Here is a 24,861-nt window from a genome sequence, read left to right on the forward strand (position 1 = left end):
AAACTAGGCGATTTCTTCCACAATACTCAATTCGCGCTGGCTTGCCCCTTTGGCAAAGCCAAGCGCTTCTTGGTAGGCTTGCGAATAATAACAATCATGTGCGGCCTGAAGGCTTGGGAACCGGGCAACCACGTTACGTGGCCGGTCAGGACCTTCCAACTGTTCGTATTTTCCGCCACGTGCAAGAAATACGCCGCCGTGATCTGCTATGGCGACAGTCGCCCGCTTTGCGTATTCGCCGTAAGCCGCCTCATCCGTCACCGTGACGTGGGCAATCCATAATGCTGTCATAGTGCCTCCAATACTGCTTTCGCAGCCGCTATGGCCGCCTCTGCGTTCTTTGCTGATGCACCGCCGCCTTGAGCCATATCAGGACGACCGCCGCCGCCCTTTCCACCCAGTTCCGGGGTCGCAGCGCGCAACATATCGACTGCAGAAAGGCGATCCGTCAGATCATCGGTTACGCCGGCGGCGACGGCTGCCTTACCACCTGCGTCTGCAATCAATAGGACGGCACCGCTTCCGATGGATGACTTGATTTCGTCAATGATCGACGGCAAATCCTTACCAGTGACGCCTTGCAACACTTTCGACTGAAATTTTATGCCGTTAACGGTCTCGGGTTCGTCCTCAGACACGCCGCCGCCGCCCATCGCAAGCTCACGGCGCAATTGCGCCACTTCGTTCGACAGCGCCTTGCGTTCATCCATCAACGCTTTGATGCGATCTGGCACCTCTGCTGCCGGTGCCTTCAGCGCAAGGGCAGCTTCAGCCAATCGATGATCCTGCTGACGCAAGTAGTCCAGCGCCGCCTGCCCTGTCAGCGCTTCGATCCGTCGAACGCCGGCACTCGATGCACTGTCACCAAGACAGACAAATGCGCCGATCTCTCCAAGTTGAGACACATGCGTTCCACCACACAGTTCAAGGCTATAGGTCTGACCGTCTGTCCCTTTGCCCGATCCTTCCTTGCGCCCCATTGACACGACCCGGACCTCATCACCGTATTTCTCGCCGAACAGCGCCTGCGCGCCAAGTGCGCGCGCATCATCCGGTGTCATGATACGGGTAGAAACCCGCGTGTTCTGCCGGATCAATGCGTTTACGTCGCGTTCTATCACATCCAACTCGTCCAGCGTGAGCGCCTTCGTGTGACTGAAATCGAACCGCAAACGATCCGGTGCATTCAACGATCCGCGTTGCGCGATATGATCACCCAAGGCTTCGCGCAAGGCTTCGTTCAACAGATGCGTGGCCGAATGGTTCGCCTGAATTGCCGTACGACGGTCTGCGGCCACGGATAGCGCTGCGGCCTGCCCCTTGGACACGCGCCCTTCGGTGACTTCACCGATATGGATATAGACACCTGCCACTTTCTTTGTGTCGGTGACTGCAACGGTTCCTGTCTCGGTCTTGATAAGGCCCGCATCACCAACCTGACCGCCGGCCTCGGCGTAGAATGGCGTTTGGTTCAAAACGATCTGGACAATGCCATCAGCAGAATTCACCTCAGCACCGTCGCTCACAAGTGCAAGGACCTGCCCCTCTGCCGTCAATGTGTCATAACCCAGGAAGTCGGTCACACCGTGGGCATCAGCGATATCAAACCAAACGGTCGCATCAGCCTCTGCTCCGGTGCCTGACCAGGCGGCACGGGCCTTCGCTTTCTGCTCAGCCATTGCAGCCTCAAATCCGGCTACATCGACATTGCGCCCCTTCTCGCGCAGTGCATCCTGCGTGAGATCAAGCGGAAATCCATAGGTGTCATAAAGTTTGAACGCGGCTTCGCCCGGCAGATCGACATCACCTTCCAGATTGCTCAACTCGTCATCCAAAAGCTTTAGGCCACGATCCAACGTCGTCTTGAAACGCACTTCCTCGTTCAACAGCGTGTCTTCGATAAGGCGCTGGCCCTGACCCAGCTCCGGATAGGCCGTGCCCATCTGTTTGACCAATTCGGGAACCAACCGGTGCATGACGGGGTCCTTGCTGCCAAGCAAATGGGCGTGGCGCATTGCGCGGCGCATAATGCGACGCAACACATAGCCGCGGCCCTCATTTGACGGCAAAACTCCTTCTGCGATCAGGAACGAGGTCGATCTCAAATGGTCCGCAATCACGCGATGGTGCGTGTTGCCATCTCCGTCGGGGTCGGTCGACGTCGCATTTGCGGACGCTTCGATCAACGCACGCATCAGGTCGGTGTCATAGTTGTCATGCTTGCCCTGCAGCAACGCGCCGATGCGCTCCAAACCCATCCCGGTATCGATGGACTGCATGTCGAGCGGTTTCATCGTTCCATCTTCGAACTGCTCATTCTGCATGAACACAACGTTCCAGATCTCGATGAACCGATCGCCATCCTCTTGGTCCGATCCAGGCGGACCACCCCAAATGCTGTCGCCGTGATCATAGAAGATTTCCGTGCAAGGGCCACATGGGCCAGTCGGGCCCATCCGCCAGAAATTGTCATCCGTCGCGATGCGGATGATCCGATCATCAGGGACACCAACTTTCTTCCAAATGTCGGCCGCCTCGTCGTCAGTATGGTAGACGGTGACCAGCAACCGATCCTTGTTGATCGAGAAATCCTGAGTCAGCAGGTTCCAAGCGTACGGGATCGCCTCGGACTTGAAGTAATCGCCGAAGCTGAAATTGCCGAGCATTTCAAAAAAGGTATGGTGCCGCGCGGTATAACCAACGTTATCAAGATCGTTGTGCTTACCGCCTGCCCGAACGCATTTCTGTGCCGTGGTGGCGCGCTGAAAGGGACCGCTTTCGACACCGGTAAAGCGGTTTTTGAACTGAACCATGCCCGAGTTAGTGAACATGAGCGTAGGGTCATTGCGCGGCACCAGCGGGCTTGATGCGACGACTTCATGTCCGTTCTTCTCGAAGAAGTTCAGAAACGTTGACCGGATGTCGGAAAGACTTGTCATGGCGGGCTTTCAGATGCGTTGTGGTTCGCGGCAGAAATAGCCCTCGCCCTGCGGACTGTCCACAGTGGAGACAAACGAAAAGAGGGGCATGATTGCATGCCCCTCCATCATTGTTCTATTCGTTCACGCCAATGACTGGCTAGACTTCCACCAGGTCATCATCAGTGTCGCCACTTTCATCCTGATCGCTCATGTCGAAATCAAGGCCGTGCGCGGCACGAATTTTATCCTCGATCTCATTTGCGATCTTTGGATTCTCCTTCAGAAACAGCTTGGAATTCTCGCGGCCCTGCCCAATCCGTTCGTCGCCGTAGCTGAACCATGCGCCGGACTTCTCGACAATCCCGGCCTTCACGCCAAGGTCCAGCAATTCACCAGTCTTTGATATGCCTTCGCCATACATGATGTCGAATTCGACTTGCTTGAAAGGTGGTGCGACTTTGTTCTTGACCACCTTCACACGGGTTGCGTTCCCGACAACCTCATCACGGTCTTTCAAGGCGCCGATGCGACGGATATCCAGACGAACAGAAGCATAGAATTTCAACGCGTTTCCGCCTGTCGTGGTCTCGGGAGACCCGAACATAACGCCGATCTTCATGCGGATTTGGTTGATAAAGATGACCATACAACCCGAACGGTTGATCGAACCAGTCAGCTTGCGCATCGCCTGGCTCATAAGCCGGGCATGTACGCCGACAGAACTGTCGCCCATGTCGCCTTCAAGTTCGGACTTTGGCGTCAGTGCAGCGACCGAATCCACAATGACCATGCTGACAGCACCTGAGCGCACAAGCGTATCGACGATTTCCAACGCCTGTTCACCCGTGTCGGGCTGCGAAATCAGCAATTCATCAAGATTGACGCCCAGCTTCTTGGCGTATTGCGGATCAAGCGCGTGTTCTGCGTCAACAAATGCGCAAACCCCGCCTTTTTTCTGTTCTTCCGCAATCGCATGCAGCGTCAGCGTTGTCTTACCGGAGGATTCAGGTCCGTAGATTTCGATGACCCGGCCCTTCGGCAGACCACCAATGCCAAGCGCGATATCCAGACCAAGCGACCCGGTCGATGTCGCCTCAATGTCGCGCATCGCGTTATCGCCGCCAAGCGTCATGATCGACCCTTTGCCGAACTGACGTTCGATTTGCGCCAGCGCGCTATCTAGCGCCTTTTGCTTATCGGATGTTTTCTTGTCTGCCATTTTGAGGAGTTCTGCCGTTGCCATGTGTCCTGTCCTTATGTCACGCCCCTGTCAGGGCGGCAATCACTGCTGTGTTCTTTTTCTGTTCTCATTTCGATATGAGACCAAAAAGAGAACATTGCAACTAAAATTTTACAGATCGAGCATCCGACAAAGGTGGTTAAGAAAGGGTTGATGGCATAGGATCGTCTGCAAGAAACTGACAAAGGCTGCGCTAAATGCTTGTTTTCTGGGATGAAAGACTGGTGCTGTTTTCCGTACCGAAAACAGGATCGACCGCCTTGGAAGGCGCGCTGGCACCATATGCCGCGCTGGTTATCCGAAATCCTCCGCAGCTAAAACACGCGCCCTGCTATCGCTACAGGCGATTCCTGCGTCCCTATTTCAAACAAGCAGGCGGCGTGGATGAAATGGAAACGGTCGCACTTGTGCGGCATCCGATCGCCTGGCTTTCAAGTTGGTACCGCTATCGGTACCGCGAAGAACTCATCGGGCATCCCAACTCGACCCGCAATGTTACCTTTGATGATTTCGTAATTGAATACTGCAAAGGTAAACCTGCGCCGTTCGCGAATGTCGGATCACAGGCCCGCTTTCTTACCATTGACGGCGATCAAATCGGTGTCGGTCATCTGTTTCGCTATGAGGCCATCGACAAGGCCGTTGCGTTCTTCGAAGAACGGCTTGGCCAGTCGATCACGCTCAACAAGCGCAACGTTTCACCCGCCCTCGACACACCACTGTCTGCTGACGTGGAGGCGAAACTACGCGACAAATGTGATGGTGAGTTCGCAATATGGGAGGCGGGTCAGTCCTGACAGGTCAGCGTTCTGCGGATTGCATCCTGCCAACCTGCATAGCGACGCTCACGAGTTTCCGCGTCCATCTCTGGCTCGAACCGGCGATCCAAGGCCCAGTTCGCAGCGAACGCTTCCATATCAGGATAAATTCCCGCACGCATTCCCGCCAACCACGCGACCCCAAGGGCAGTCGTCTCAAGCACTTCAGGTCTGTCGACAGGGGCACCGATGATGTCCGATAGAAATTGCATCGACCAGTCAGATGCCGACATGCCGCCATCAACGCGCAAAACTGCTTTTTCCTCAGCGCCTTGCCAGTCGTTCTTCATTGCCTCCAGTAGCTCGCGAGTTTGGAAACCAACACTTTCCAAGGCCGCACGGGCGAACTCCGCAGGCCCGGACCCGCGGGTCAGTCCATAGATCGCGCCGCGCGCATCAGCATCCCAATGCGGAGCACCAATTCCTGTGAAAGCAGGCACCAGATACAGCTCTTGAGTCGGGTCTGCCTTCTCGGCAAGTGGTTGGGTCTCTTTCGCATCGCGAATGATCCCCAAACCGTCGCGTAGCCACTGCACGACCGCACCGGCGATAAAAATCGACCCCTCCAACGCATAGGTCGGTTTGCCATCAAACTGATAAGCAATTGTGCCAAGCAGGCGGTTCTGGCTGGTGACAAGCGTATCGCCTGTGTTCAGCAGTGCAAAGCAACCCGTGCCATACGTCGATTTCAACATGCCCGGCTGAAAACAGGCTTGTCCCAAGGTGGCAGCTTGCTGGTCACCGGCAACACCAAGGATCGGAATAGCGGCACCGAGAATATCAGCGTTTGTCGTGCCAAAGTCGGCCGCGCAGTCAAGAACGTCCGGCAACATGCCCATTGGAATACCGAATTTCTCGCAGATCGTTTCGCTCCATTGCCCCTTGCGGATATCATACAGCATGGTGCGTGCAGCATTTGTGGCGTCGGTGAAGTGCCGTTTACCGCCAGTCAGCTTCCAGATTAGAAAACTATCGACCGTGCCAAACAAGAGTTCGCCAGCTTCGGCCTTTTCGCGCGCGCCGTCGACGTTGTCGAGGATCCACTTCAGCTTCGTGCCTGAAAAATACGGATCAAGCAAAAGCCCTGTCTTTTCAGTCACCTCTGGCTCAAAGCCGTCAGCCTTAAGCTGTTGACACATCTCTGAAGTGCGTCGGTCCTGCCAGACAATTGCATTATGAATTGCCTTGCCGGTCTTCTTGTCCCAGACGACAGTCGTCTCACGCTGGTTTGTGATACCAATTCCCTTGATCTCGCCCGGTTTGATCCCCGCTTTCGCAATCGCGCCGGATACTGTCGCAACGGTTGAAGACCACAAATCATCAGCAACGTGTTCGACCCAACCGGAATTCGGGAAATGCTGATCAAATTCCTGCTGCGCCGTCGTGACAATTTTCATGTCCGCATCAAAAATGACGCCACGGCTGGACGTGGTGCCCTGATCAATCGCGAGAATATAGGTCATCGTTCTCCTCCCCCGTCTGTTTATGACGCTTTCGCCATGAATGCATCAAGCGCTGCAATCTGATCCGAACTCAACCGTAGCCCCAATTTTGAGCGGCGCCAGACGATATCTTCAGCAGTGACGGCATATTCCTCGTTCATCAACCAACGCACTTCTGCAGCGGTCAACGTCGCGCCGAAATCCTCTCCAAGGTCAACTGCGGATTTAGCGTCTCCCAGAATAAGAGTTGCATCCGTACCATAAGCGCGGATCAACCGTGTCGCCCAACACACTGACAAAAAGGGGTATTTATCCTGCAGCTCTGCAATGATCTTTGAAACCTGCGACACCGGGAAATCGCCACCCGGCAAAGGGACTTCGGCAGTCCATGGCCCCTGACCACCCAAGATAGGTTCCAGCTTCTTCATCACGTTCTCTGCCAGCTTGCGATAGGTCGTAATCTTTCCACCAAAGATGTTCAGCAGCGGCGGGCCGTTATCATCCAGCGATAGCACGTAGTCCCGTGTTGCAGCTGTTGCGGACTTTGCACCATCATCATACAGCGGACGGACACCAGAATACGTCCACACAATGTCCGACTTATGGATCGTTTGTTCGAAATACTGGTTCGCAAAGGCAAGCAGGTAATCCTGCTCTTCCTGCGTTGCAACAGGGCGTTCGGCTAGGTTGTTATGTTCGGCATCCGTGGTCCCGATCAATGTAAAATCGGTCTCATAAGGGATTGCAAAGATGATCCGCCCATCTTCGCCCTGAAAGAAGTAACTCTTGTCATGATCGAAGAGCTTTTTCGTGACGATATGGGACCCACGCACCAGCCTGACGCCTTCAGACGCATTCTGGCGTGCAACATTGCGGATGACATCTTCGACCCAGGGACCGCCCGCATTGACGAGCCCGCGCGATGTCACGGTTTTCATACCGTCTGGACCATCGATCGTGATATGCCAGACACCGTCTTTGCGCGTTGCCTCTTTGACTTTCGTGCGCGTCATGATCTTGGCACCGCGCAACTCAGCATCACGGGCATTCAGCACCACAAGACGTGAATCCTCGATCCAGCAATCGGAATACTCGTAAGCCTTCTTGAACTTGCCTTTCAGCGGCTTGCCAACCTTGCTCCCCGGCAGATGCAATGTACGCGTGCCCGGCAAGATTTTGCGCCCGCCCAGATTGTCATACAGAAACAGCCCCAGACGAATAAGCCACGCCGGTCTTCGCCCTTTCATCCATGGCATGAATGTCGTCAGCAATTTCGAAGTCGGCGTGTCCCCCTCGAAACGCATGTCTTTGTGGTAAGGAAGAACAAACCGCATTGGCCACGAAATATGTGGCATAGCCCTCAAAAGCACTTCCCGCTCGATCAAAGCCTTGCGCACCAATCCAAACTCGAAGAACTCCAGATAGCGCAGTCCGCCATGAAATAGCTTGGTCGACGCCGAAGATGTCGCCGAAGCGAGATCGTTCATTTCGGCCAACCCAACCTGCAAACCACGGCCCTGCGCATCCCGCGCAACACCGACACCGTTTATACCGCCACCGATGATGAATAGGTCAAAATCTGCGTTCATGATGATATCTCTCTGCTTTGCAAACCGTGTGCGGCGTCAGGATGAGAAAGGCAATTGCAGCAGCACCGAATGCGCGTAAATTTTCGGACGAACATACAAGATCTCTTTATTTCAAAGAGTATTCTATCGACAAATGTTCGTATTTACCCTAACCCGAACATATGAATACCCATGCACGGCACACGGCGATCCTTGCACATGCGCGCAAGACGGGAAAGGCACCTGCAACACCCTTGGCAGCAAGCCTCGGCGTCGCCGTCCAGACCATTCGCCGTGATCTGCGCGAGCTATGCAAATCCGGACTTCTGGAACGGGTACATGGCGGGGCCGTTCTTCCCTCTGGGGTGCGCAACATCGGATATGATGACAGACGCAGCCTGAACCGTGACGCCAAGCAACGCATCGCCCGCAAAGCGGCAAGTTTGATCCCCGATCGTGCTACCCTTTTTCTGAATATCGGAACAACGACCGAAGCGGTCGCGCGCGCGTTGTCGGATCATCGTGAATTGCTGGTCGTGACCAACAACATGAATGTCGCAAATATTCTTGCCAACCATCAAAGCTGCGAAGTGGTCGTTGCCGGCGGTCATTTGCGGCGCACAGACGGCGGGCTTGTGGGCGATCTCGCCGCCCTTGCGATTGCAAGATTCAAGGTCGACTATGCAATCATCGGGGCATCTGCGATTGATCCGGATGGTGATCTGCTCGATTTCGACCCAGAGGAAGTGCGCGTCAGCCGCCAGATCATCGACGCAGCGCGCGCCAGCATGGTAGTCGCTGACGCAAGCAAATTGACGCGAAAGGCCCCCGTCAGGATCGCTTCTCTGTCAGAAATCACGCATCTCGTGACCGACGGTGTCCCGATGGAGCGCATGGTGAATAGGCTTTCCGATTGGCGCACCAACCTACATGTCGCATGACGTAACTCTGACCATCCAAGTCGCTTTCGCGTTCCGCGAATCCCTTTCAGGTACTAAAACGATGTTATGCAAGACTTTGCCGCTGCCTTTTCACACGCTTTTGCCCTGATCCTGTCAGGTGATGCAGACCTTCTGCAGATCATTGGTTTGTCGTTGCAGGTTACCATTTCTGCAGTCTTTGTATCCTGTGTGTTAGGCTTGCCGCTGGGGGCATTTCTGGCCGTTGCGCGGTTCCCTGGCCGTCAATTGATCGTCATATTGACGAATGCAGCCATGGGGTTTCCTCCCGTCGTCGTTGGACTGATGCTGTATTTGCTTTTCAGTCAGGCCGGACCCTTGGCCGTTCTTGATCTGCTTTATACGCCGACCGCGATGATTGTGGCGCAAACCGTGCTGGTCACACCCATCATCACTGCGCTGACCCGTTCGGCCATAACTGATCTGATGCAAGAACACGGAGAGACGCTCCTCGCCATGCGTGCCAGTAAATGGCAGCAAATCACGACGTTGCTGGTAGAGGCGCGCCCTGCCCTCATGACTGCAGCGCTGGCAGGGCTGGGGCGTGCATTTGCTGAAGTGGGCGCAGTTATGATCGTCGGCGGCAACATTAGCCACGTTACACGCGTTATGACGACCGCCATCGCGCTGGAGACATCACGCGGCGAACTGGCGCTGGCACTGGCACTTGGGATCATCCTTCTGGGACTGTCGTTGTTGATTAACGCGGCAGCGATTGGTTTGCGGCCACGTATGCTGGGTCATGTCCATGCCCGGTGATGCACAAATCCTGCGGTTCCCACCTGCCGGGACGGACACATCAGAAGGCATCCGCCTTGTCGACATCTGTCTGCAGCGCAACGGTGAAAGCGTGCTCGACAAGCTTTCCCTTACCTTGGGCGAAAAAGGCATAACAGGCCTGATCGGACCAAACGGAGCAGGCAAGTCGGTCTTGCTGCGCGTGCTGACCGGTCTGATTTCGCCAAACTCCGGGGTGGTCCAGATCGCGCCACACCTCGGCGATCCTGCACTCGTTTTTCAAAAGCCGGTTCTGCTCCGGCGATCCGTCAAAGCAAATCTGACCCACGCGCTGCGGATTGCCGGTGTTGCAAAGCCTGCACGCAGCGGTCGACTTGCGGAATTGCTCGTGATTGCCGAACTGACGCGGCAGGCCGAGGCACCGGCGCGCACCTTGTCGGGCGGGGAACAGCAGCGTCTGGCATTTGCCCGCGCATTGGCAAGCAATCCAAGGCTCCTGTTGCTTGATGAACCGACAGCGAGCCTCGACCCGGCAGCAACGGCCGCGATCGAACGGCTGACGCGGGCCACCGCGGCAAGCGGCGTAAAAGTGATCTTCGTCACACATGACCGCGCGCAAGCAGCAAGAGTCTGCGACGACATCGCCTTTCTGCACAAGGGACGGGTGACAGAGCACGCGTCGGTCACAAGCTTCTTCGACGCACCCCAGTCTCGCGCGGCGCGGCACTACTTGCAGGGTGATCTGCTTTTATGATCCGCTTATTTCTTGTTGCGATGCTCTTGGCAGCACCTGCAATGGCAGAACCGCTCATACTGCAATCGACAACCAGCACACAGAACTCCGGCCTCTATGACGCCATTCTTCCGCCCTTCTCAAAGGAAACAGGGATCGACGTTCATGTCGTTGCCGTCGGAACGGGTCAGGCCCTCAAGAACGCGCAGAACTGCGATGGCGACCTGCTACTTGTGCATGCGAAAGATGCCGAACTGGCATTTATTGCGGCTGGTTACGGTACCAGACGCGACGCGCTTATGTACAATGACTTCGTCGTCGTCGGACCGACACAGGACGCAGCCGCAATTGGCGGAATTGCAAGTATCCTCAAAGCGCTTCAGGTGCTGGACCTTCGCAAACTGACGTTTGTTTCGCGCGGTGACGATAGCGGAACGCATCAGGCAGAGATGGCGCTTTGGAACTTGGCCGGGCTTGATCCCGCACGTAACAGCGGAAGCTGGTATCTGGAAACCGGGTCCGGCATGGGCGCGACGTTGAATACAGCCGTCGGACTTGGGGCCTATACCATAACGGACCGTGCGACATGGGTTCGATACGCGAACAAGCAAGGGTTCGATATCTTGGTGGCCGGCGATCCGTTACTCTTCAACCAGTATGGTATCGTGACGTTGAATCCGTCCCATTGCCCGAACGCGAACCATACTGACGCTGCGATCTTGCGAGACTGGCTTTTGGGTGAAACGGGTCAGGCTGCAATTTCGGAATTCCGCATTGGAGGCGAACAAGTGTTCTTTCCCAACGCTACCCCTTGAATCCGGTCGCAACGACAAATTTCTCAGAACTGTCTGACCGGGAAGATGGCGGTTTAACATTCACGACTTTCGCAAAGCGGTTCTTGAGAAGCTTTTGCAATTCACCCTCTGCACCGCCTGCAAGCACCTTGGCCACGAAGGTGCCGCCCTCTTCAAGAACGTCAAAGGCGAAATAGGCCGCCGCCTCACAAAGCGCGATGATACGCAAATGGTCAGTCTGCTTGTGGCCAGAAGAAGATGCCGCCATATCAGACATCACAACATCGGCTGGCCCATCAAGCCATGCCATCACCTGTTCATCCGCACCTTCATCCAGAAAATCCAGCTGGTAGATATCCGCCCCGGGAATTGGGTCCACTTCTTGCAGATCAATACCAACAACCTTGCCAATGGATTTGCCCTTGCGGGTCCCGAGTGAATTGACCTTCGGCACGGCGACTTGGCACCAGCCACCCGGTGCGCAACCAAGATCTACGACCCGTGCACCAGCCACAAGAAAGTTGAATTTTTCATTCAATTCAAGAATTTTGAAGGCGGCCCGGCCGCGATAGCCTTCCGTCTGGGCCCGCTTGACATAGGGGTCGTTCAGTTGACGTTGCAACCAGCGGGTTGACGAATTGGTACGGCCACGCGCCGATTTGACCTTGACCTTCAGGTCACGCTGGCCGCGGCCGGATGTATTCTTTGTCGGTTTCTTGACCATTGCATCGTCCGCTTCTCAGTAAGGCGCATCTTCAAGTACGCCATCCGCCGACATTTGCGCATACAGTAATCCTTCGCGGAGTCCACGGTCAGCGACAGAAAGACGATCTGTCGGCCAGATGCGCATCAAGGCCTGCAGGATCGAGGATCCGGACATGATCAAAGCCTGGCGGTCCTTTCCAATGCGCGGATCTGCCTTGCGCCCCTTCTCGCCCAGCGACAGGTAATCCCGGATAACGGCGTCAATCTGATCGGATGTCATTCGCAGCCCGTCCACCTTCGTGCGATCATACCGCTTGAGCCCCAGATGCGAGGCCGCGACGGTGGTGACAGTTCCGCTTGTGCCGACGATCTGGAAGTTTTCACGAACCTGTTCTGCGGCGTAAGGCGAAAATTCGGCAAGATTCTCTTCAAAGAACCAACTCATCAGCGCAAACCGCGCAGAGTCATCTTCTACGTCTGCAAACTGGTCCCGCAGTGTCGCAACACCCAACGGGACCGATATCCAATCCACGACTTTTGCAGCCGCAAACGGACCCGGATCAGCCACGAAACCGGCATGGAGCCTCATGATAGCGCGCGGGCGCTCACGAGCTGGAACATGGGACAGGTCGATCCAGACCAATTCAGTGGACCCACCACCGATATCGACGACGAGTAGTTGCTCTGTCTTGGTACTGACAAGCGGTGCACATGACACGACAGCCAGACGGGCTTCTTCCTCAGGCTTGATGATTTCAAGGTTCAGACCCGTTTCGCGACGCACCTGCTGGACAAAGTGGTTCCCATTCTTGGCACGACGACAGGCCTCTGTTGCCACAAGTCGCATACGTCGAACGCCGTGGCGTTCCAGTTTTTGCTTGCAAATGCGCATTGCGGAAATCGTGCGGTTCATCGACGCCCGCGACAGTTTTCCGGTACTCTCCAACCCCTGCCCCAATTGGACAGACTTGGAAAAACTGTCGACCACATGAAACTGGCTGCCCTTGGGCTGGGCAATCAGCATGCGACAGCTATTTGTGCCCAGATCAAGCGCTGCATAAAGCGCCGCCGGATCGGGCGGTGTCGGCGCGGGGCTATCGACCGCTTTCGGGAACGCGCCCGCACCAGTTGGACGCTTGGGCGCCATTTGCACGCCCTCCATTTCGAGTTGGTCAAAGAGTATGTGCAGGACTGCAATCTGGCAAGCGGCGTAATGACCCATTTGAAATGATCTCAGTACTTTGATGCAGGATTTTCGGATTGGACTCCGGGTTTGGCTCTGGCAGACAAAAGCGGCAGTCGCTCGTATCTTCTGTCATGTCGAAAATCGACACTGACGGACGAAATCGGGTGCTAGAAACGTCGCAAGTCTCGTGGAGGAATCAATGGCTGACGTCACGATCGTTTATTGGCGCGACATGCCGGCGCAGGTCATCGTCGGCAAAGGTCGTCGTGGCACGAAGATGCCCTTGCCGGAACGTTTCGAGCAAGCGATCGACCGCGCCGCTATGAAATCCGGTGCAGCTGAAAGCGACGCCTATCTTGAAGGTTTCCGCAAAGCCGATCCATTTTCAGTCGACGGAGAAGATGCCGACGTGGCAGCCGCAGAAGTCGCCCGGATCGACGCCGAATACGACCAAGACAAGATCAAAACACTGATTGCGAACGACGGCTGGGCGTGACCCAGCACCCCCCTTCCCGCCTTATGGAGGCCATCATGTCCCTGCTCCCTTTCAAGAAGAAAGCAGCCCCGGTAAGTCAGCCAGTCAACCCGGACCTTGAGTCATTTCTTGACGGTTATTCCATCGAAGTGATGCCGCGGACGGCTGAGAAAGTCGAAGACTTCAAAGCGCTGTTGCCAGCGGGAACGCGCGTCTACATCGCCCACATCGAAGGCACGCCGATCGAAGAGATGGTTGCGACTGCCAAACGCCTGAACAACGACGGCTTTAAGGTCATGCCACACTTTCCTGCGCGCATCATCAAGGACGAAGCGACGCTTGCCGACTGGATCGCCCGTTATCAAGGCGAGGCGGATGTTGAACAGGCCCTGCTCTTGGCCGGCGGTGTCACAAGCCCACACGGTGATTTTCATTCGTCCATGCAACTTCTTGAAACCGGACTGTTTGACAAGGCAGGCTTCAAACGGCTCCACGTTGCCGGACATCCCGAAGGCAACAAGGACATCGACCCGGACGGTTCGGACAATAACGTCATGGACGCGCTGCGTTGGAAGGCCAAGTTCAACGAGACGACAGACGCTGAAATGGCACTCGCGACCCAATTTGCATTCGAGGCCAGGCCGATCATTGCATGGGCAGATGCGATCAAGGACGCTGGCGTCGATCTTCCGATCCATATCGGCATCGCAGGGCCTGCAAAACTCCAGACACTGATCAAATTTGCCATCGCCTGCGGTGTTGGCCCATCGCTCAAAGTGCTGCAAAAACGCGCGATGGATGTGACAAAACTTCTGTTGCCCTATGAACCAACCGACGTACTGACCGAATTGGCCGCGCACAAGGCCGCCAACCCCGACTTCAATATCGAACGGGTTCACTTTTTCCCGCTTGGTGGGATCAAGACCAATGCAGAATGGGCCATCGCCAACGGCGGTGCCTCAACCCAACCCATGAAAGTAGCCGTATGACCCGTACCGTCGTCGAATCAAAAACAAAGACCGCGATCATAGGGTTTGATCAGCCTTTCTGCGTCATCGGTGAACGGATCAACCCGACCGGGCGCAAGATCCTGAACGAAGAGCTTGAGCGTGGCGACTTTTCCCGCGTCGAAGCCGATGCACTGGCGCAGGTCGCAGCAGGTGCGAATATCCTTGATATCAACTCCGGTGCGGTTTTCTCCAACAAGATGGCAGAAGATCCGCGCTATGCTGACAACAACTTCGTCGAACCGACTTTGATGCGCGAATTGGTGCAACGGGTGCAGGCAATCACTGACTGCCCGCTATGTATCGACAGCTCTGTCCCAGGTGCACTTGAAAACGGTCTGGCCGCTGCTGAAGGGCGCCCGCTTTTGAACTCTGTCACCGGTGAGGAAGAGCGTCTGGAACTCGTCCTGCCACTGGTCAAGAAATACAACGTCCCTGTCGTCGCGATTTCGAACGACGACACCGGCATCAGCGAAGACCCGGACGTCCGCTTTGCGGTTGCCAAGAAGATCGTCGAACGCGCCGCCGATTTCGGCATTCCGGCGCATGACATCGTCGTTGATCCGCTGGTCATGCCCATTGGTGCCATGGGCACAGCCGGTCTGCAGGTCTTTACATTGGTGCGCCGCCTGCGTGAAGAACTTGGCGTGAACACGACATGCGGTGCATCCAACATCAGCTTCGGTCTGCCAAACCGTCACGGTATCAACAACGCGTTCCTGCCGATGGCTATGACCGCAGGAATGACCTCGGCCATCATGAATCCCGTGGCCCTGCCCATCGGACCATTGAAGATCGCGGAAAAGAAGGCAGAAATTGCGGCCGCCGGTATCATTCTGCCCGAAGACATTGATGACGAAACATTCGTCACGCTTTTCAGTATGGGATCTACGAAACCGAAAGCTGGCTCCGAAATGGAAGCCATTCGGGCCGCCAACTTTCTGACCGACAACGATGCGGGTGGTGGGGAATGGATCCGCTTCAACCGCCCACCGGTCAAGGAAGGTGAAGGGCGCCAACGCACGGGTCGCCGCCGCCGCGCCTAGAAACCGAAAAACAATCGCGCCAGAGTAAGAGTACTCTGGCGCGACCATAAATTTTTATACTTTTCAGATAATTACGCCACAAAGCTCACCGATAGTACAGCGATCTCCCGTTGTGGAAAACCTGGACCTTTTCAGGTGTCGCCATCATGCGCACGGACTTTCCGCGCAGGTCACCGTGAATGCCCGGCAGTTTTCCAATAACTGCATTGTTGTCTCCGACCTTGTCAAAGTACAGCAATGTGACCTCGCCCAGGGCCTCGGTGATATTCACCTTTCCTTCGAACAGGTAATTGTCGCCGGTTGTCTCCAGCATATCTTCGGGACGCACGCCGATGTTCACCTTCAGACCCTTGTCAGCGGCCTGTGTTGGGACTGCTGACTGCGCCATCCCGCCAGCATCAAGCTTGATCACGGTCGTTGGACCAGTGTCGACAATCTCTCCGGACAACAGGTTCATTGCAGGTGATCCGATGAACTGCGCGACAAACTCGTTCTCGGGACGCTCGTATAGTTCAAGCGGCGTTCCGACCTGTGCGATGCCCTTGTTCGCCAATACGACGATACGAGAGGCAAGCGTCATCGCTTCGACCTGGTCGTGGGTAACATAGATCATCGTACTGTCAGGCATTGATTCCTTCAGCTGCGCAATCTCGATCCGCGTGGCAACGCGCAGTGCCGCGTCCAGGTTCGACAGCGGCTCGTCGAACAAATAAACCTTTGGATCGCGCACGATCGACCGGCCAATGGCGACACGTTGGCGCTGACCGCCTGACAAGGCTTTGGGTAAGCGATCGAGATACTCGTCAAGTTGCAGGATCTTCGCAGCCCGCCCAACAGCCTCGTCGATTTCCGCCTGTGATTTCTTGGCCAGCTTTAAGGCAAAGGACATGTTATCGCGGACAGTCATATGCGGATAAAGCGCGTAAGACTGGAAAACCATCGCGATACCGCGCTGTGCGGGCGGCACATCGTTCACAAGCACGCCATCGATCTCAAGTGTGCCACCGGTAATCTTTTCAAGCCCTGCAATCATTCGCAGCAGCGTGGACTTGCCACACCCCGAAGGACCGACGAATACAATCAGTTCGCCCTTTTTGATATCCAGATTGATATCCTTGAGGACATCAACCGTCCCACCGTATGTCTTCGCGACATCCTTGAGTAACAGATCGGCCATCGTTTCCCCCTCTTATTGCTGAAGTGCCAGGCATACCTGCCATGGCCCCAGATGCAGTTTTCCATCCGCAGAGACATGGGCGCTGCCCAGTTCTGCGCCAATCGGCGTCCAATTTCCTTCAGGCAGTTCAAAATCGGATGGCGTATCGCTGATATTGAACACGCAGAATATGTTCTGCCCATCGTGAGATCGCGTAAAATAGATGACATCACCCGCAGCCTTCAGACCGTCATGTGCCCCGATAGAGAGGGCCGGATGTGTATGTCGGAAGTGGATCGCTCGGCGATAGTGGTGCAGCAGGGCGGCGGGATTATCTTCTTGCGCCTCAACTGACAGGCCAAGATGTTCTGATGCGACCGGCAACCACGGGCGTGTGTCCGAGAAACCGCCATTCTGGTTATCCGATTGCCAGACCATGGGCGTGCGGCATCCGTCGCGTCCTTTGAATTTCGGCCAGAACTCAATGCCATAGGGGTCCTGAAGATCATCAAAGTGCACATCCGCTTCGGGAAGGCCCAATTCCTCGCCCTGATACAGGCAAACAGACCCACGCAGGCACATGATCAATGTCGCAAACATGCGCTGGGCCGCGGGAGAGAGGTTCCAGCGCGACGCATGGCGTTCGACATCGTGGTTTGAAAAGGCCCAGCAGGCCCAACCATCGGCAGCGACGCGGTCAACGTCTTGCATCACTTCAACGATCCGCTTCGCAGTGGGCTGGGTTTTGGACAAGAATTCGAAGGCATAGCACATCTGCATCAGATCATCGCCGGCGGTATATTCACCCATGATCTCAAGCCCGCGCTGGGCATCACCCACTTCGCCAACCGCAGCTGCTCCAAACGGTTCCATCACTGCGCGCAGACGACGCAAGAACGCAAGGTTCTCGGGCCTGTTCTTGTCGTACAGGTGTTCTTGATGGTTATAGGGATTCACCGATGGTGCGATCGTGGCGTTTCGTTGGTCCGGTGGCAGTGCGGGATTGTTCCGCAACTGATCATCATGAAAATAGAAATTGATCGTATCCAGCCGAAAACCATCCACCCCGCGATTAAGCCAGAACAAGGCAACGTCCAGCAATGCGTTCTGAACGTCTGGGGTGTGGAAATTCAAATCGGGCTGTGATGTCAGGAAGTTATGCAGATAATACTGCTCCCTGTTGCTATCCCACTGCCAGCCGGACCCGCCAAAGATGGACAACCAGTTTGTTGGCGGCGTGCCATCCGGTTTCGGATCGGCCCAGACATACCAGTCAGCCTTGGCATTCGACTTGTCGGCGCGGCTTTCCTTGAACCACGGATGCTGGTCAGATGTGTGCGATAGAACCAGATCGATCATCACGCGGACGCCAAAGCGGTGCGCTGTTTCGACGACTGCATCAAAGTCGGCCAACGTCCCGAACATCGGATCGACGTCGCAATAGTCGCTGACATCATAGCCGAAGTCTTTCATCGGTGACTTGAAGAACGGCGATATCCAGATCGCATCGACTCCAAGCGAAGCGATATAGGGCAAACGCTGCACGATCCCCAGCAAATCGCCCACGCCATCACCGTTACTGTCCTGATAGCTGCGCGGATAGATCTGATAGATCACCGCACCGCGCCACCAGTCCTTTTCGACGGCATTATCCATTGCTTGGGCCACGGCCACACTCATCGAAGTTCGTCCTTATTTCACAGAGCCGGCCAACAAACCGCGCACAAGGTATTTTTGCATTGCAAAGAAAACCACCAGCGGCACCGCAATCGAAACGAAAGCAGCCGTCGCAAGGATTTCCCAGTTACCACCACGCGTTCCGAGCAGTTCCACAATCTGGTTGGTCATGACCGTCGTCTGACCGGTCGCGTCGATCAGGAACACCTTGGCGACAAGAAGATCATTCCACGTCCACAGGAACTGGAAGATCGCAAATGACGCAAGTGCCGGGAATGACAGGGGCAGAATGATCTTCGTGAAGATCTGGAAATCTGTCGCACCGTCAACCTTGGCGTTCTCGATGATGTCACGTGGCAACCCGACCATGTAATTTCGCAGCAGATACACCGCGAGCGGCAAGCCAAAGCCGGTGTGCGCAAGCCAGGTACCCAAGTAGCCCTTCCCGATCCCAATCTCGAGATGCAGCTTCAACAGGGGGATCAGCGCCAATTGAAGGGGGACGACCAAAAGGCCCACAATAGTCGCAATAAGCAAGGCACGGCCCGGGAAATCCATCCATGCCAATGCGTAGGCAGCAAAGGCGGCGATAACGATCGGGATAATCGTTGCCGGGATTGTCACCGTCAGCGTGTTGAAAAACGCTTTGGCCATACTGTCGCTTGAATTTCCATCGATCAGGACGTTGCGATAATTGGCCGTCGTGAACTCCGGCGGAGAAACCGCCGTCACAAAGACACGCTGACCACGTCCCGACATTTCTACGGGACTCGTCTGGACATAATCGCCGTTGACCTCCACCGTGATCGTCGCGCCATCGCCAAGATCAGCCGTTTCACCGGGCTGATACGCGCCAATGTCACGCGACGACGTACCCCAGGCGTTGATCTCAGCGGCACCGGCCTCCCCGTACAGATTGCCGCGAATGACATAAACGCCGTCTTCTTGGACCTGTACGCCCTCGTCATCCGGGTCAGCGGCGCGCAATGTCGCATTCTGTTCGGACGCGGACAGCGCGGACCACCAGCCCGAACCGGAAATCTGGTCAGCGGTCCGGAATGAGGACACAAACAAACCGACGGTCGGAAATAGCCAGAGCATCACCAACAGGACGACCGAGATCTGAACTGCCCACTGAAGGCCCGACTTCGTTCCAGCAATGCTATCCATTACTTCATCTCCTTGCGGGCGTTATAGACGTTCCAGATCAGGATCGGACTGACCAGCAGCATGATAATCATCGCGGATGCTGATCCGACCCCCCAGTCATTGGCACGGAACAGCTTGTCGAACATGTAGTTGGCAAGAACCTGTGTTTCCCATTGGCCATTGGTCATGGCAAACACGATGTCAAAGACCTTCAGAACAACCAGCGTGATCGTCGTCCAGACCACGACGATGGTTCCGGCAATTTGCGGCATCTTGATCTTGAAGAATACCTGAAACGGATTTGCTCCATCGACGATAGCGGCCTCGATCGTTTCCTCTGGAATACCCCGCAACGCAGCAGACAGGATCACCATTGCAAAACCGGTCTGGATCCAGATCAAAACAACCATCAGCAAGAATGAATTCCAGCCCGGAATTGTCAGCCATTGCTGCGGTTCACCATACGGGTGGACAGCCGTGAACGCGCCAATACCAAGGCGAACAAACTGGATCGCGATGATGACAAGGATCAAAATCGCAAGTCCGCGCAAAACAACACCGCCTTTTTCCATGATCGACCTGAATAGGCTGTAACCAACGAACAGAGCCGCACCCGCAGCACTGAACATCAGCAGGCCCGGTATCAGACGCAGGAAAATGAACGATCCACTGCCACCTTCGAATTGAAGCCAGACCGCGTTCATCACGCCGATCTGCGCTTGGTCGACCGGACGGGTGTCGTAAATCAGTTTGAAAATGACGGCAGCACCAACGAACGAAATCGCCATGGGCATAAAGATCAGCGCCTTGGCGATCGAACCCCATGCGATACGGTCGGTCAACTGCGCGACAAGCAAACCAAATGCGGTCGACGCGGCAGGCACGATAATCAGCCACAGCATGTTATTGCGCATGGCTTCCCAGAATTTTTCTTCGCCGAACATCTGTGAATAGTTTGCGAAGCCGACAAAGACATTCACGCTTTCACCGTTGATCGTCTGACGTTCCGTGACAGAATACCACAGCGTCGCGACAACGGGGTAAGCAAGGTAAAGCCCAAGGGCGATAAGCGCAGGGGCCAAAAACAGCCAGGGCCGGATCATATTTGCGCGGTTGATGTTCCGACCTGCGTTCTCGCCCTTTGCGGGGAACAGCACATGATCAAGGAACTGGTTCGAAAGATAAAAATAGGCGAGGCAACCGCCAACACCGACAACAATGGTAATCAGACCTAGTAGTGCAGCTTCCATCGTGCGTCCCCCCCCGAACGTATGAGATTTCAGCGACAGGCTCCTCCGTCAGCCCATCGAAAACGGCCCCCACCCAAGTGGAGGCCGTAAGTCTTGCAAGATTACTTGAGCGAGTCCCAAGAAGACTGGATACCAGCTGCGACTTCGGCGGCGTCCTTGCCACCGGCATAGTCCACCATACCAGTCCAGAACGATCCTGCACCAACACCGCCAGGCATCAGGTCGGAACCGTCAAACCGGAACGTTGTCGCGGCAAGCAAGATGTCGTTCATCTTGGCAGTTGCCTCATCTGCGAACTTCGAATTGTCGACGCCTTTCAGTGGTGTCAGGAAACCACCTTCGGCCATCCAGATTTCATGCGCATCCGTGGTTTGGAGATAGGCAATCAGATCGTGTGCAGCTTCATTCTCGTTCGTGATAGCCCACAGTGTGCCAGCACCAAGTACAGGCGCGCCTAGGTCTTTTTCTGCGTAAGCTGGGAAGTAGAAGAAGTCAGCATCCTCGCCCACGACTGTTCCCTCAGGGAAGAAGGCAGGAATGAACGACGCCTGACGGTGCATGTAGCACTGTGGCGGCGAGCTGAACAAACCCTTCGGGCTATCGCGGAAGTCTGTCGATGCAACAGCACCTGCACCACCGGCAACATAGTCATCGTTGCGCGCGAATGCGCCAAATTCCTCGATCGCAGCCACGACTTCTGGTGCATCGAACGGCATTTCGTTCGCAACCCAAGCGTCATAGACTTCCGGAGACTGCGTGCGCAGCATCATGTCTTCAACCCAGTCAGTCGCCGGCCAACCCGTTGCGGCACCGGAACCCAGACCAATACACCAAGGTGTGCCGCCATCTGCGACGATCTGATCTGTCAGCGCCTTGAGCTCTTCCATCGACTCAGGGATTTCATAGCCTGCGTCTTCAAAGTTCTCTGGGCTGTACCAGACCAGCGACTTCACATCGACTTTGTAGAAGAAACCATAAAGGTTATCTTCACCGTTCTCGTCCGCATATGTGCCCAGATCGACCCATGACGAACCCGCCGCATAGTTCTCGTTGACCCAATCGCCGGTGCCGTCCTTCAGTGGTGTCAGAAAACCACGGCTCGCCATGTCTGACGCCAGACCCGGCTGCGGGAACACCGCCACGTTAGGGGCAGAGCCCGCTTCGGCGTCGATCATGATCTGCTGTTCAAAGCTGTCAGACCCGACGTAGCGGACGTCATGACCGGACTTTTCGGCAAAGTCGGCCAGTACCTTTTCGACCGTTTCCTGGTCGGGCCCAAGCCATGGGCCAAATACTGTCACCTGTTCCGCCTGGGCAGCTGCGCCCAAAGCAACCGTTGCCACTGTGGCATACAGTTTCATCTTCATTAGAATATCCTCCCAAATGTGGACCCAACATAGCCCACGCTTTCCCTTCTTGCACCCGGAATCAAGCCAAAGCGCTTTGAAGCTGACTTAGCTTCCCGTATTCCCTCGCGCCTGTCAACTACGCAGTTTCCGGCAGAAAAAACTTTGATATTCTCTGAAATAACAGTACTGAAACGATTACGATGCCATTTCCATGCTTAAAATGGGCACCGAGATATAAACACTAAAAGCGCTTTGAATTCAGCCGGATATGAACCTTAAGGAACTCTCTCAGAACCTCGGACTCAGCCAGACAACGGTGAGTCGCGCCCTCAACGGGTACCCCGAAGTGTCGGAAGCGACGCGGATTCGGGTGCAGACCGCAGCCCAGCAATACAATTACACGCCCAGCACACGCGCGAAAGGTCTGGCCACTGGCAAGGCGCTCGCGATCGGACATGTCATACCCATGGCGTCCAAGCACGAAATGGTGAATCCGATCTTCGGCGACTTTATCGCCGGCGCGGGTGAAACCTATGCGCGTCATGGTTACGAGATGATCTTGTCGATCATGGATGGATCTAATGACGAGGCGACTGTCTATCGTGGCTTGAAATCCCGACGTGCGGTCGATGGTGTCGTGGTTCATGGGCCGCGCATGGAAGACCCGCGCATCCCGCTCTTGCAGGAAATCGGACTTCCATTTGTCGTTCACGGGCGCGCAAGCGGTGTTTCCACTCCTTACAGTTGGCTCGATGTGAACAACCGTCGGGCCTTTCAACGAGCGACCGATTTTCTGATTGATCTTGGCCATCGCCGGATTGCCCTTTTGAACGGGCTTGAGGAAATGGACTTTGCGCATCGCCGCCGGCGCGGTTTCGAAGACGCGCTGAGCGCACATGGTTTTTCGATTGACCCCACCCTTATGGCAAGCGACGAGATGACCGAAGATTTTGGATATCGACGGACAAAGCAGTTCCTTGACCAGTCCAGTCCCGCAACGGCAATCGTCTGCTCTTCGATGATCCTCGCGCTTGGGGCGCGGCGCGCAATCGAAGAACGCGGTATTGTCATGGGGCGCGATGTGTCTGTCGTGACGCATGATGACAACCTGTCATACCTGCAAAACGGTGTAGATGTGCCAATCTTCACGGCAACGCGTTCCTCTGTGCGTGAAGCCGGACGGCGGGCCGCTGAAATGCTGCTTGACCAGATCGCGCACCCAAAGGCGCCGCTGACAACGACGTTGCTCGAAGCCGAACTCATGGTAGGTCAATCCACAGGCCCTGCCCCCTCCTCCTGACGAAAGAAAACCAGATGACATTTTCCCGAAGCGATTTTCCCGCCGGTTTTCAGTTCGGTGCGGCAACCGCAGCATATCAGATCGAAGGCCATTCATTTGGCAAAGCAGGACGAACACATTGGGACACGTTCGCAAAAGGTCCGGGGAACGTTGTGCGCGCAGAGGACGGTGCGATTGCCTGCGACCATTACCACCGCTACGCCGAAGACCTAGATCTGCTGCGTAACGCAGGGATGGACGCCTATCGGTTTTCAACGTCATGGGCGCGTGTTCTGCCCGAAGGACGTGGGACACCCAACGCAGAAGGCCTCGACTACTATGACCGGCTTGTCGACGCGATGCTTGAACGTGGCTTGAAACCCTTCCAAACACTTTATCATTGGGAAATGCCTTCAGCGCTCGCGGATCTTGGGGGGTGGACCAATCCGGACGTCGCCGCGTGGTTCGCGGATTTCACGGAAATCATCACCAACCGGATTGGCGACAGGGTTCATGCGATTGCAACGCTGAACGAACCCTGGTGCGTCGCATATCTCTCGCATTTCCTTGGACACCACGCGCCCGGTCTCAAGGATATCCGCAGTGCGAGCCGCGCAATGCACCACGTCATGAAAGCGCATGGTGCTGCCATGACCCGACTGCGCGATCTGGGCATGAAGAACTGCGGGATCGTGCTGAACTTCGATCATACGGAGCCAGTCGACGATACTGCCGAGGCGTTGGCCGCAACAGCCACCACAGACGCCATTAATAATCGCTGGTTTATCGAAGCGATCACCAAGGGCGCCTACCCCGCGGAAGCGCTCGCAGGCTTCGGCCCCCATATGCCGGAAAACTGGGAAAACGACATGGCCGAAATCAGTCAGCCGATCGACTGGCTCGGTGTGAATTACTACACCCGTCACAAAGTGAGCGCAGCACCAGCCGATGTCTGGCCGCACGCAGTGGGGCATGAAGGACCAGGTGACAAGACGCAGATGGGCTGGGAAATCTATCCGGACGGTCTGCACGGTTTCTTGACTCGCATGGCACGTGACTACGTTGACGACATGCCGATCTATGTCACCGAAAACGGGATGGCGTGGGATGACAAGGTGGAGAACGGTTCAGTCTTTGATCCGGTCCGCGAAAGCTTTATCACGGCGCATATGAATGCGACGCGCCGTGCAATCGCGGACGGAGCAAACGTACAGGGGTTTTTCTACTGGTCCCTGCTCGACAACTACGAATGGGCATTTGGTTACGAAAAGCGTTTTGGGATTGTGCATGTCGATTTCGACACGTTAAAGCGCACACCGAAAGCGTCCTATCACCTGCTCAAATCCGCACTCGCGCGCTGAGGATAAAC

At 55.6% G+C, this 24,861-nt stretch carries 22 protein-coding genes; 10 read left to right on the forward strand and 12 right to left on the reverse strand.

The window, feature by feature from the left end; genetic code table 11:
• Window positions 1–3: 3 nt before the first annotated feature.
• The 3 genes from BMY44_RS05890 to recA form a co-directional block, all read right to left on the reverse strand.
• Window positions 4–291, reverse strand: a complete 288-nt coding sequence (locus BMY44_RS05890; RefSeq protein WP_089991436.1) for a DUF1330 domain-containing protein — start codon at window positions 289–291, stop codon at window positions 4–6.
• Complete coding sequence (gene alaS / locus BMY44_RS05895) at window positions 288–2,939, reverse strand: alanine--tRNA ligase (protein WP_089991439.1); 2,652 nt, start codon at window positions 2,937–2,939, stop codon at window positions 288–290. The genes BMY44_RS05890 and alaS overlap by 4 nt, the downstream gene beginning before the upstream one ends.
• Window positions 2,940–3,078: 139 nt before the next feature.
• Window positions 3,079–4,164, reverse strand: coding sequence for a recombinase RecA (gene recA / locus BMY44_RS05900; protein ID WP_089991442.1), 1,086 nt, complete (start codon window positions 4,162–4,164; stop codon window positions 3,079–3,081).
• 194 nt (window positions 4,165–4,358) lie between these two features.
• On the opposite strand from recA, the gene BMY44_RS05905 reads away from it, so the two are divergent.
• The gene (locus BMY44_RS05905) at window positions 4,359–4,958 is read left to right on the forward strand and encodes a sulfotransferase family protein (RefSeq protein ID WP_089991445.1); all 600 of its coding nucleotides are present in this window, start codon (window positions 4,359–4,361) and stop codon (window positions 4,956–4,958) included.
• Here BMY44_RS05905 and glpK read toward each other — a convergent pair.
• Window positions 4,949–6,442 (reverse strand): glycerol kinase GlpK, encoded by a 1,494-nt coding sequence (gene glpK, locus BMY44_RS05910; protein WP_089991447.1) that lies wholly within the window; start codon window positions 6,440–6,442, stop codon window positions 4,949–4,951. The genes BMY44_RS05905 and glpK overlap by 10 nt on opposite strands.
• 20 nt (window positions 6,443–6,462) lie before the next feature.
• Window positions 6,463–8,010 (reverse strand): glycerol-3-phosphate dehydrogenase, encoded by a 1,548-nt coding sequence (gene glpD, locus BMY44_RS05915; RefSeq protein WP_089991450.1) that lies wholly within the window; start codon window positions 8,008–8,010, stop codon window positions 6,463–6,465.
• 161 nt (window positions 8,011–8,171) lie between these two features.
• On the opposite strand from glpD, the gene BMY44_RS05920 reads away from it, so the two are divergent.
• The 4 genes from BMY44_RS05920 to BMY44_RS05935 all read left to right on the forward strand — a co-directional run bounded on the left by BMY44_RS05920 (window position 8,172) and on the right by BMY44_RS05935 (window position 11,234).
• Window positions 8,172–8,930 carry a DeoR/GlpR family DNA-binding transcription regulator gene (locus tag BMY44_RS05920; RefSeq protein WP_089991453.1) on the forward strand — a complete coding sequence of 253 codons (759 nt, stop codon included), beginning with the start codon at window positions 8,172–8,174 and terminating at the stop codon, window positions 8,928–8,930.
• A 66-nt stretch (window positions 8,931–8,996) separates the two neighbouring features.
• Entirely contained in the window at window positions 8,997–9,707 is a 711-nt protein-coding gene (locus BMY44_RS05925) for an ABC transporter permease (protein WP_089991456.1), read from the forward strand.
• The gene (locus BMY44_RS05930) at window positions 9,697–10,440 is read left to right on the forward strand and encodes an ATP-binding cassette domain-containing protein (RefSeq protein WP_089991459.1); all 744 of its coding nucleotides are present in this window, start codon (window positions 9,697–9,699) and stop codon (window positions 10,438–10,440) included. Before BMY44_RS05925 ends, BMY44_RS05930 begins: the two co-directional genes overlap by 11 nt.
• Window positions 10,437–11,234 carry an ABC transporter substrate-binding protein gene (locus BMY44_RS05935; protein ID WP_089991462.1) on the forward strand — a complete coding sequence of 266 codons (798 nt, stop codon included), beginning with the start codon at window positions 10,437–10,439 and terminating at the stop codon, window positions 11,232–11,234. Before BMY44_RS05930 ends, BMY44_RS05935 begins: the two co-directional genes overlap by 4 nt.
• Here the strand turns inward: BMY44_RS05935 and BMY44_RS05940 are convergent.
• Together BMY44_RS05940 and BMY44_RS05945 are read right to left on the reverse strand one after the other, a co-directional pair.
• Window positions 11,224–11,937: an RlmE family RNA methyltransferase gene (locus BMY44_RS05940; protein WP_089991467.1), complete on the reverse strand. Its 714-nt coding sequence runs from the start codon at window positions 11,935–11,937 to the stop codon at window positions 11,224–11,226. The two genes, BMY44_RS05935 and BMY44_RS05940, sit on opposite strands and share 11 nt — an antisense overlap.
• A gap of 15 nt (window positions 11,938–11,952) precedes the next feature.
• Window positions 11,953–13,065, reverse strand: a complete 1,113-nt coding sequence (locus BMY44_RS05945; protein WP_089994622.1) for a Ppx/GppA phosphatase family protein — start codon at window positions 13,063–13,065, stop codon at window positions 11,953–11,955.
• 238 nt (window positions 13,066–13,303) lie between these two features.
• Between BMY44_RS05945 and BMY44_RS05950 the strand changes: the two genes are divergently transcribed.
• Genes BMY44_RS05950 through BMY44_RS05960 form a run of 3 tightly spaced genes read left to right on the forward strand, consistent with a single transcriptional unit; the run spans window position 13,304 to window position 15,632 of the window.
• Complete coding sequence (locus tag BMY44_RS05950) at window positions 13,304–13,600, forward strand: virulence factor (RefSeq protein ID WP_089991470.1); 297 nt, start codon at window positions 13,304–13,306, stop codon at window positions 13,598–13,600.
• A 35-nt stretch (window positions 13,601–13,635) separates the two neighbouring features.
• Window positions 13,636–14,568, forward strand: a complete 933-nt coding sequence (locus tag BMY44_RS05955; RefSeq protein WP_089994625.1) for a methylenetetrahydrofolate reductase — start codon at window positions 13,636–13,638, stop codon at window positions 14,566–14,568.
• Window positions 14,565–15,632: a methyltetrahydrofolate cobalamin methyltransferase gene (locus BMY44_RS05960; RefSeq protein WP_089991473.1), complete on the forward strand. Its 1,068-nt coding sequence runs from the start codon at window positions 14,565–14,567 to the stop codon at window positions 15,630–15,632. Before BMY44_RS05955 ends, BMY44_RS05960 begins: the two co-directional genes overlap by 4 nt.
• Window positions 15,633–15,717: 85 nt before the next feature.
• Here the strand turns inward: BMY44_RS05960 and BMY44_RS05965 are convergent, their stop codons facing one another.
• The 5 genes from BMY44_RS05965 to BMY44_RS05985 form a co-directional block, all read right to left on the reverse strand.
• Entirely contained in the window at window positions 15,718–16,809 is a 1,092-nt protein-coding gene (locus BMY44_RS05965) for an ABC transporter ATP-binding protein (RefSeq protein WP_089991476.1), read from the reverse strand.
• Window positions 16,810–16,821: 12 nt separating this feature from the next.
• Window positions 16,822–18,468: an alpha-amylase family glycosyl hydrolase gene (locus tag BMY44_RS05970; RefSeq protein WP_089991479.1), complete on the reverse strand. Its 1,647-nt coding sequence runs from the start codon at window positions 18,466–18,468 to the stop codon at window positions 16,822–16,824.
• Between the two features lie 12 nt (window positions 18,469–18,480).
• Window positions 18,481–19,635 (reverse strand): carbohydrate ABC transporter permease, encoded by a 1,155-nt coding sequence (locus BMY44_RS05975; RefSeq protein ID WP_089991482.1) that lies wholly within the window; start codon window positions 19,633–19,635, stop codon window positions 18,481–18,483.
• Window positions 19,635–20,864: a carbohydrate ABC transporter permease gene (locus tag BMY44_RS05980; RefSeq protein ID WP_089991485.1), complete on the reverse strand. Its 1,230-nt coding sequence runs from the start codon at window positions 20,862–20,864 to the stop codon at window positions 19,635–19,637. The genes BMY44_RS05975 and BMY44_RS05980 overlap by 1 nt, the downstream gene beginning before the upstream one ends.
• 101 nt (window positions 20,865–20,965) lie before the next feature.
• Window positions 20,966–22,231: an ABC transporter substrate-binding protein gene (locus tag BMY44_RS05985; RefSeq protein WP_089991488.1), complete on the reverse strand. Its 1,266-nt coding sequence runs from the start codon at window positions 22,229–22,231 to the stop codon at window positions 20,966–20,968.
• Window positions 22,232–22,481: 250 nt separating this feature from the next.
• Here BMY44_RS05985 and BMY44_RS05990 point away from each other — a divergent pair, with 250 nt between their 5' ends.
• A complete protein-coding gene (locus BMY44_RS05990; protein WP_089991491.1) occupies window positions 22,482–23,513 on the forward strand; it encodes a substrate-binding domain-containing protein in 1,032 nt (343 codons plus the stop codon).
• 14 nt (window positions 23,514–23,527) lie between these two features.
• Entirely contained in the window at window positions 23,528–24,853 is a 1,326-nt protein-coding gene (locus tag BMY44_RS05995) for a GH1 family beta-glucosidase (RefSeq protein ID WP_089991496.1), read from the forward strand.
• Window positions 24,854–24,861: the final 8 nt, after the last annotated feature.

It is taken from the genome of Cognatiyoonia koreensis (assembly GCF_900109295.1).
GTDB lineage: Bacteria > Pseudomonadota > Alphaproteobacteria > Rhodobacterales > Rhodobacteraceae > Cognatiyoonia > Cognatiyoonia koreensis.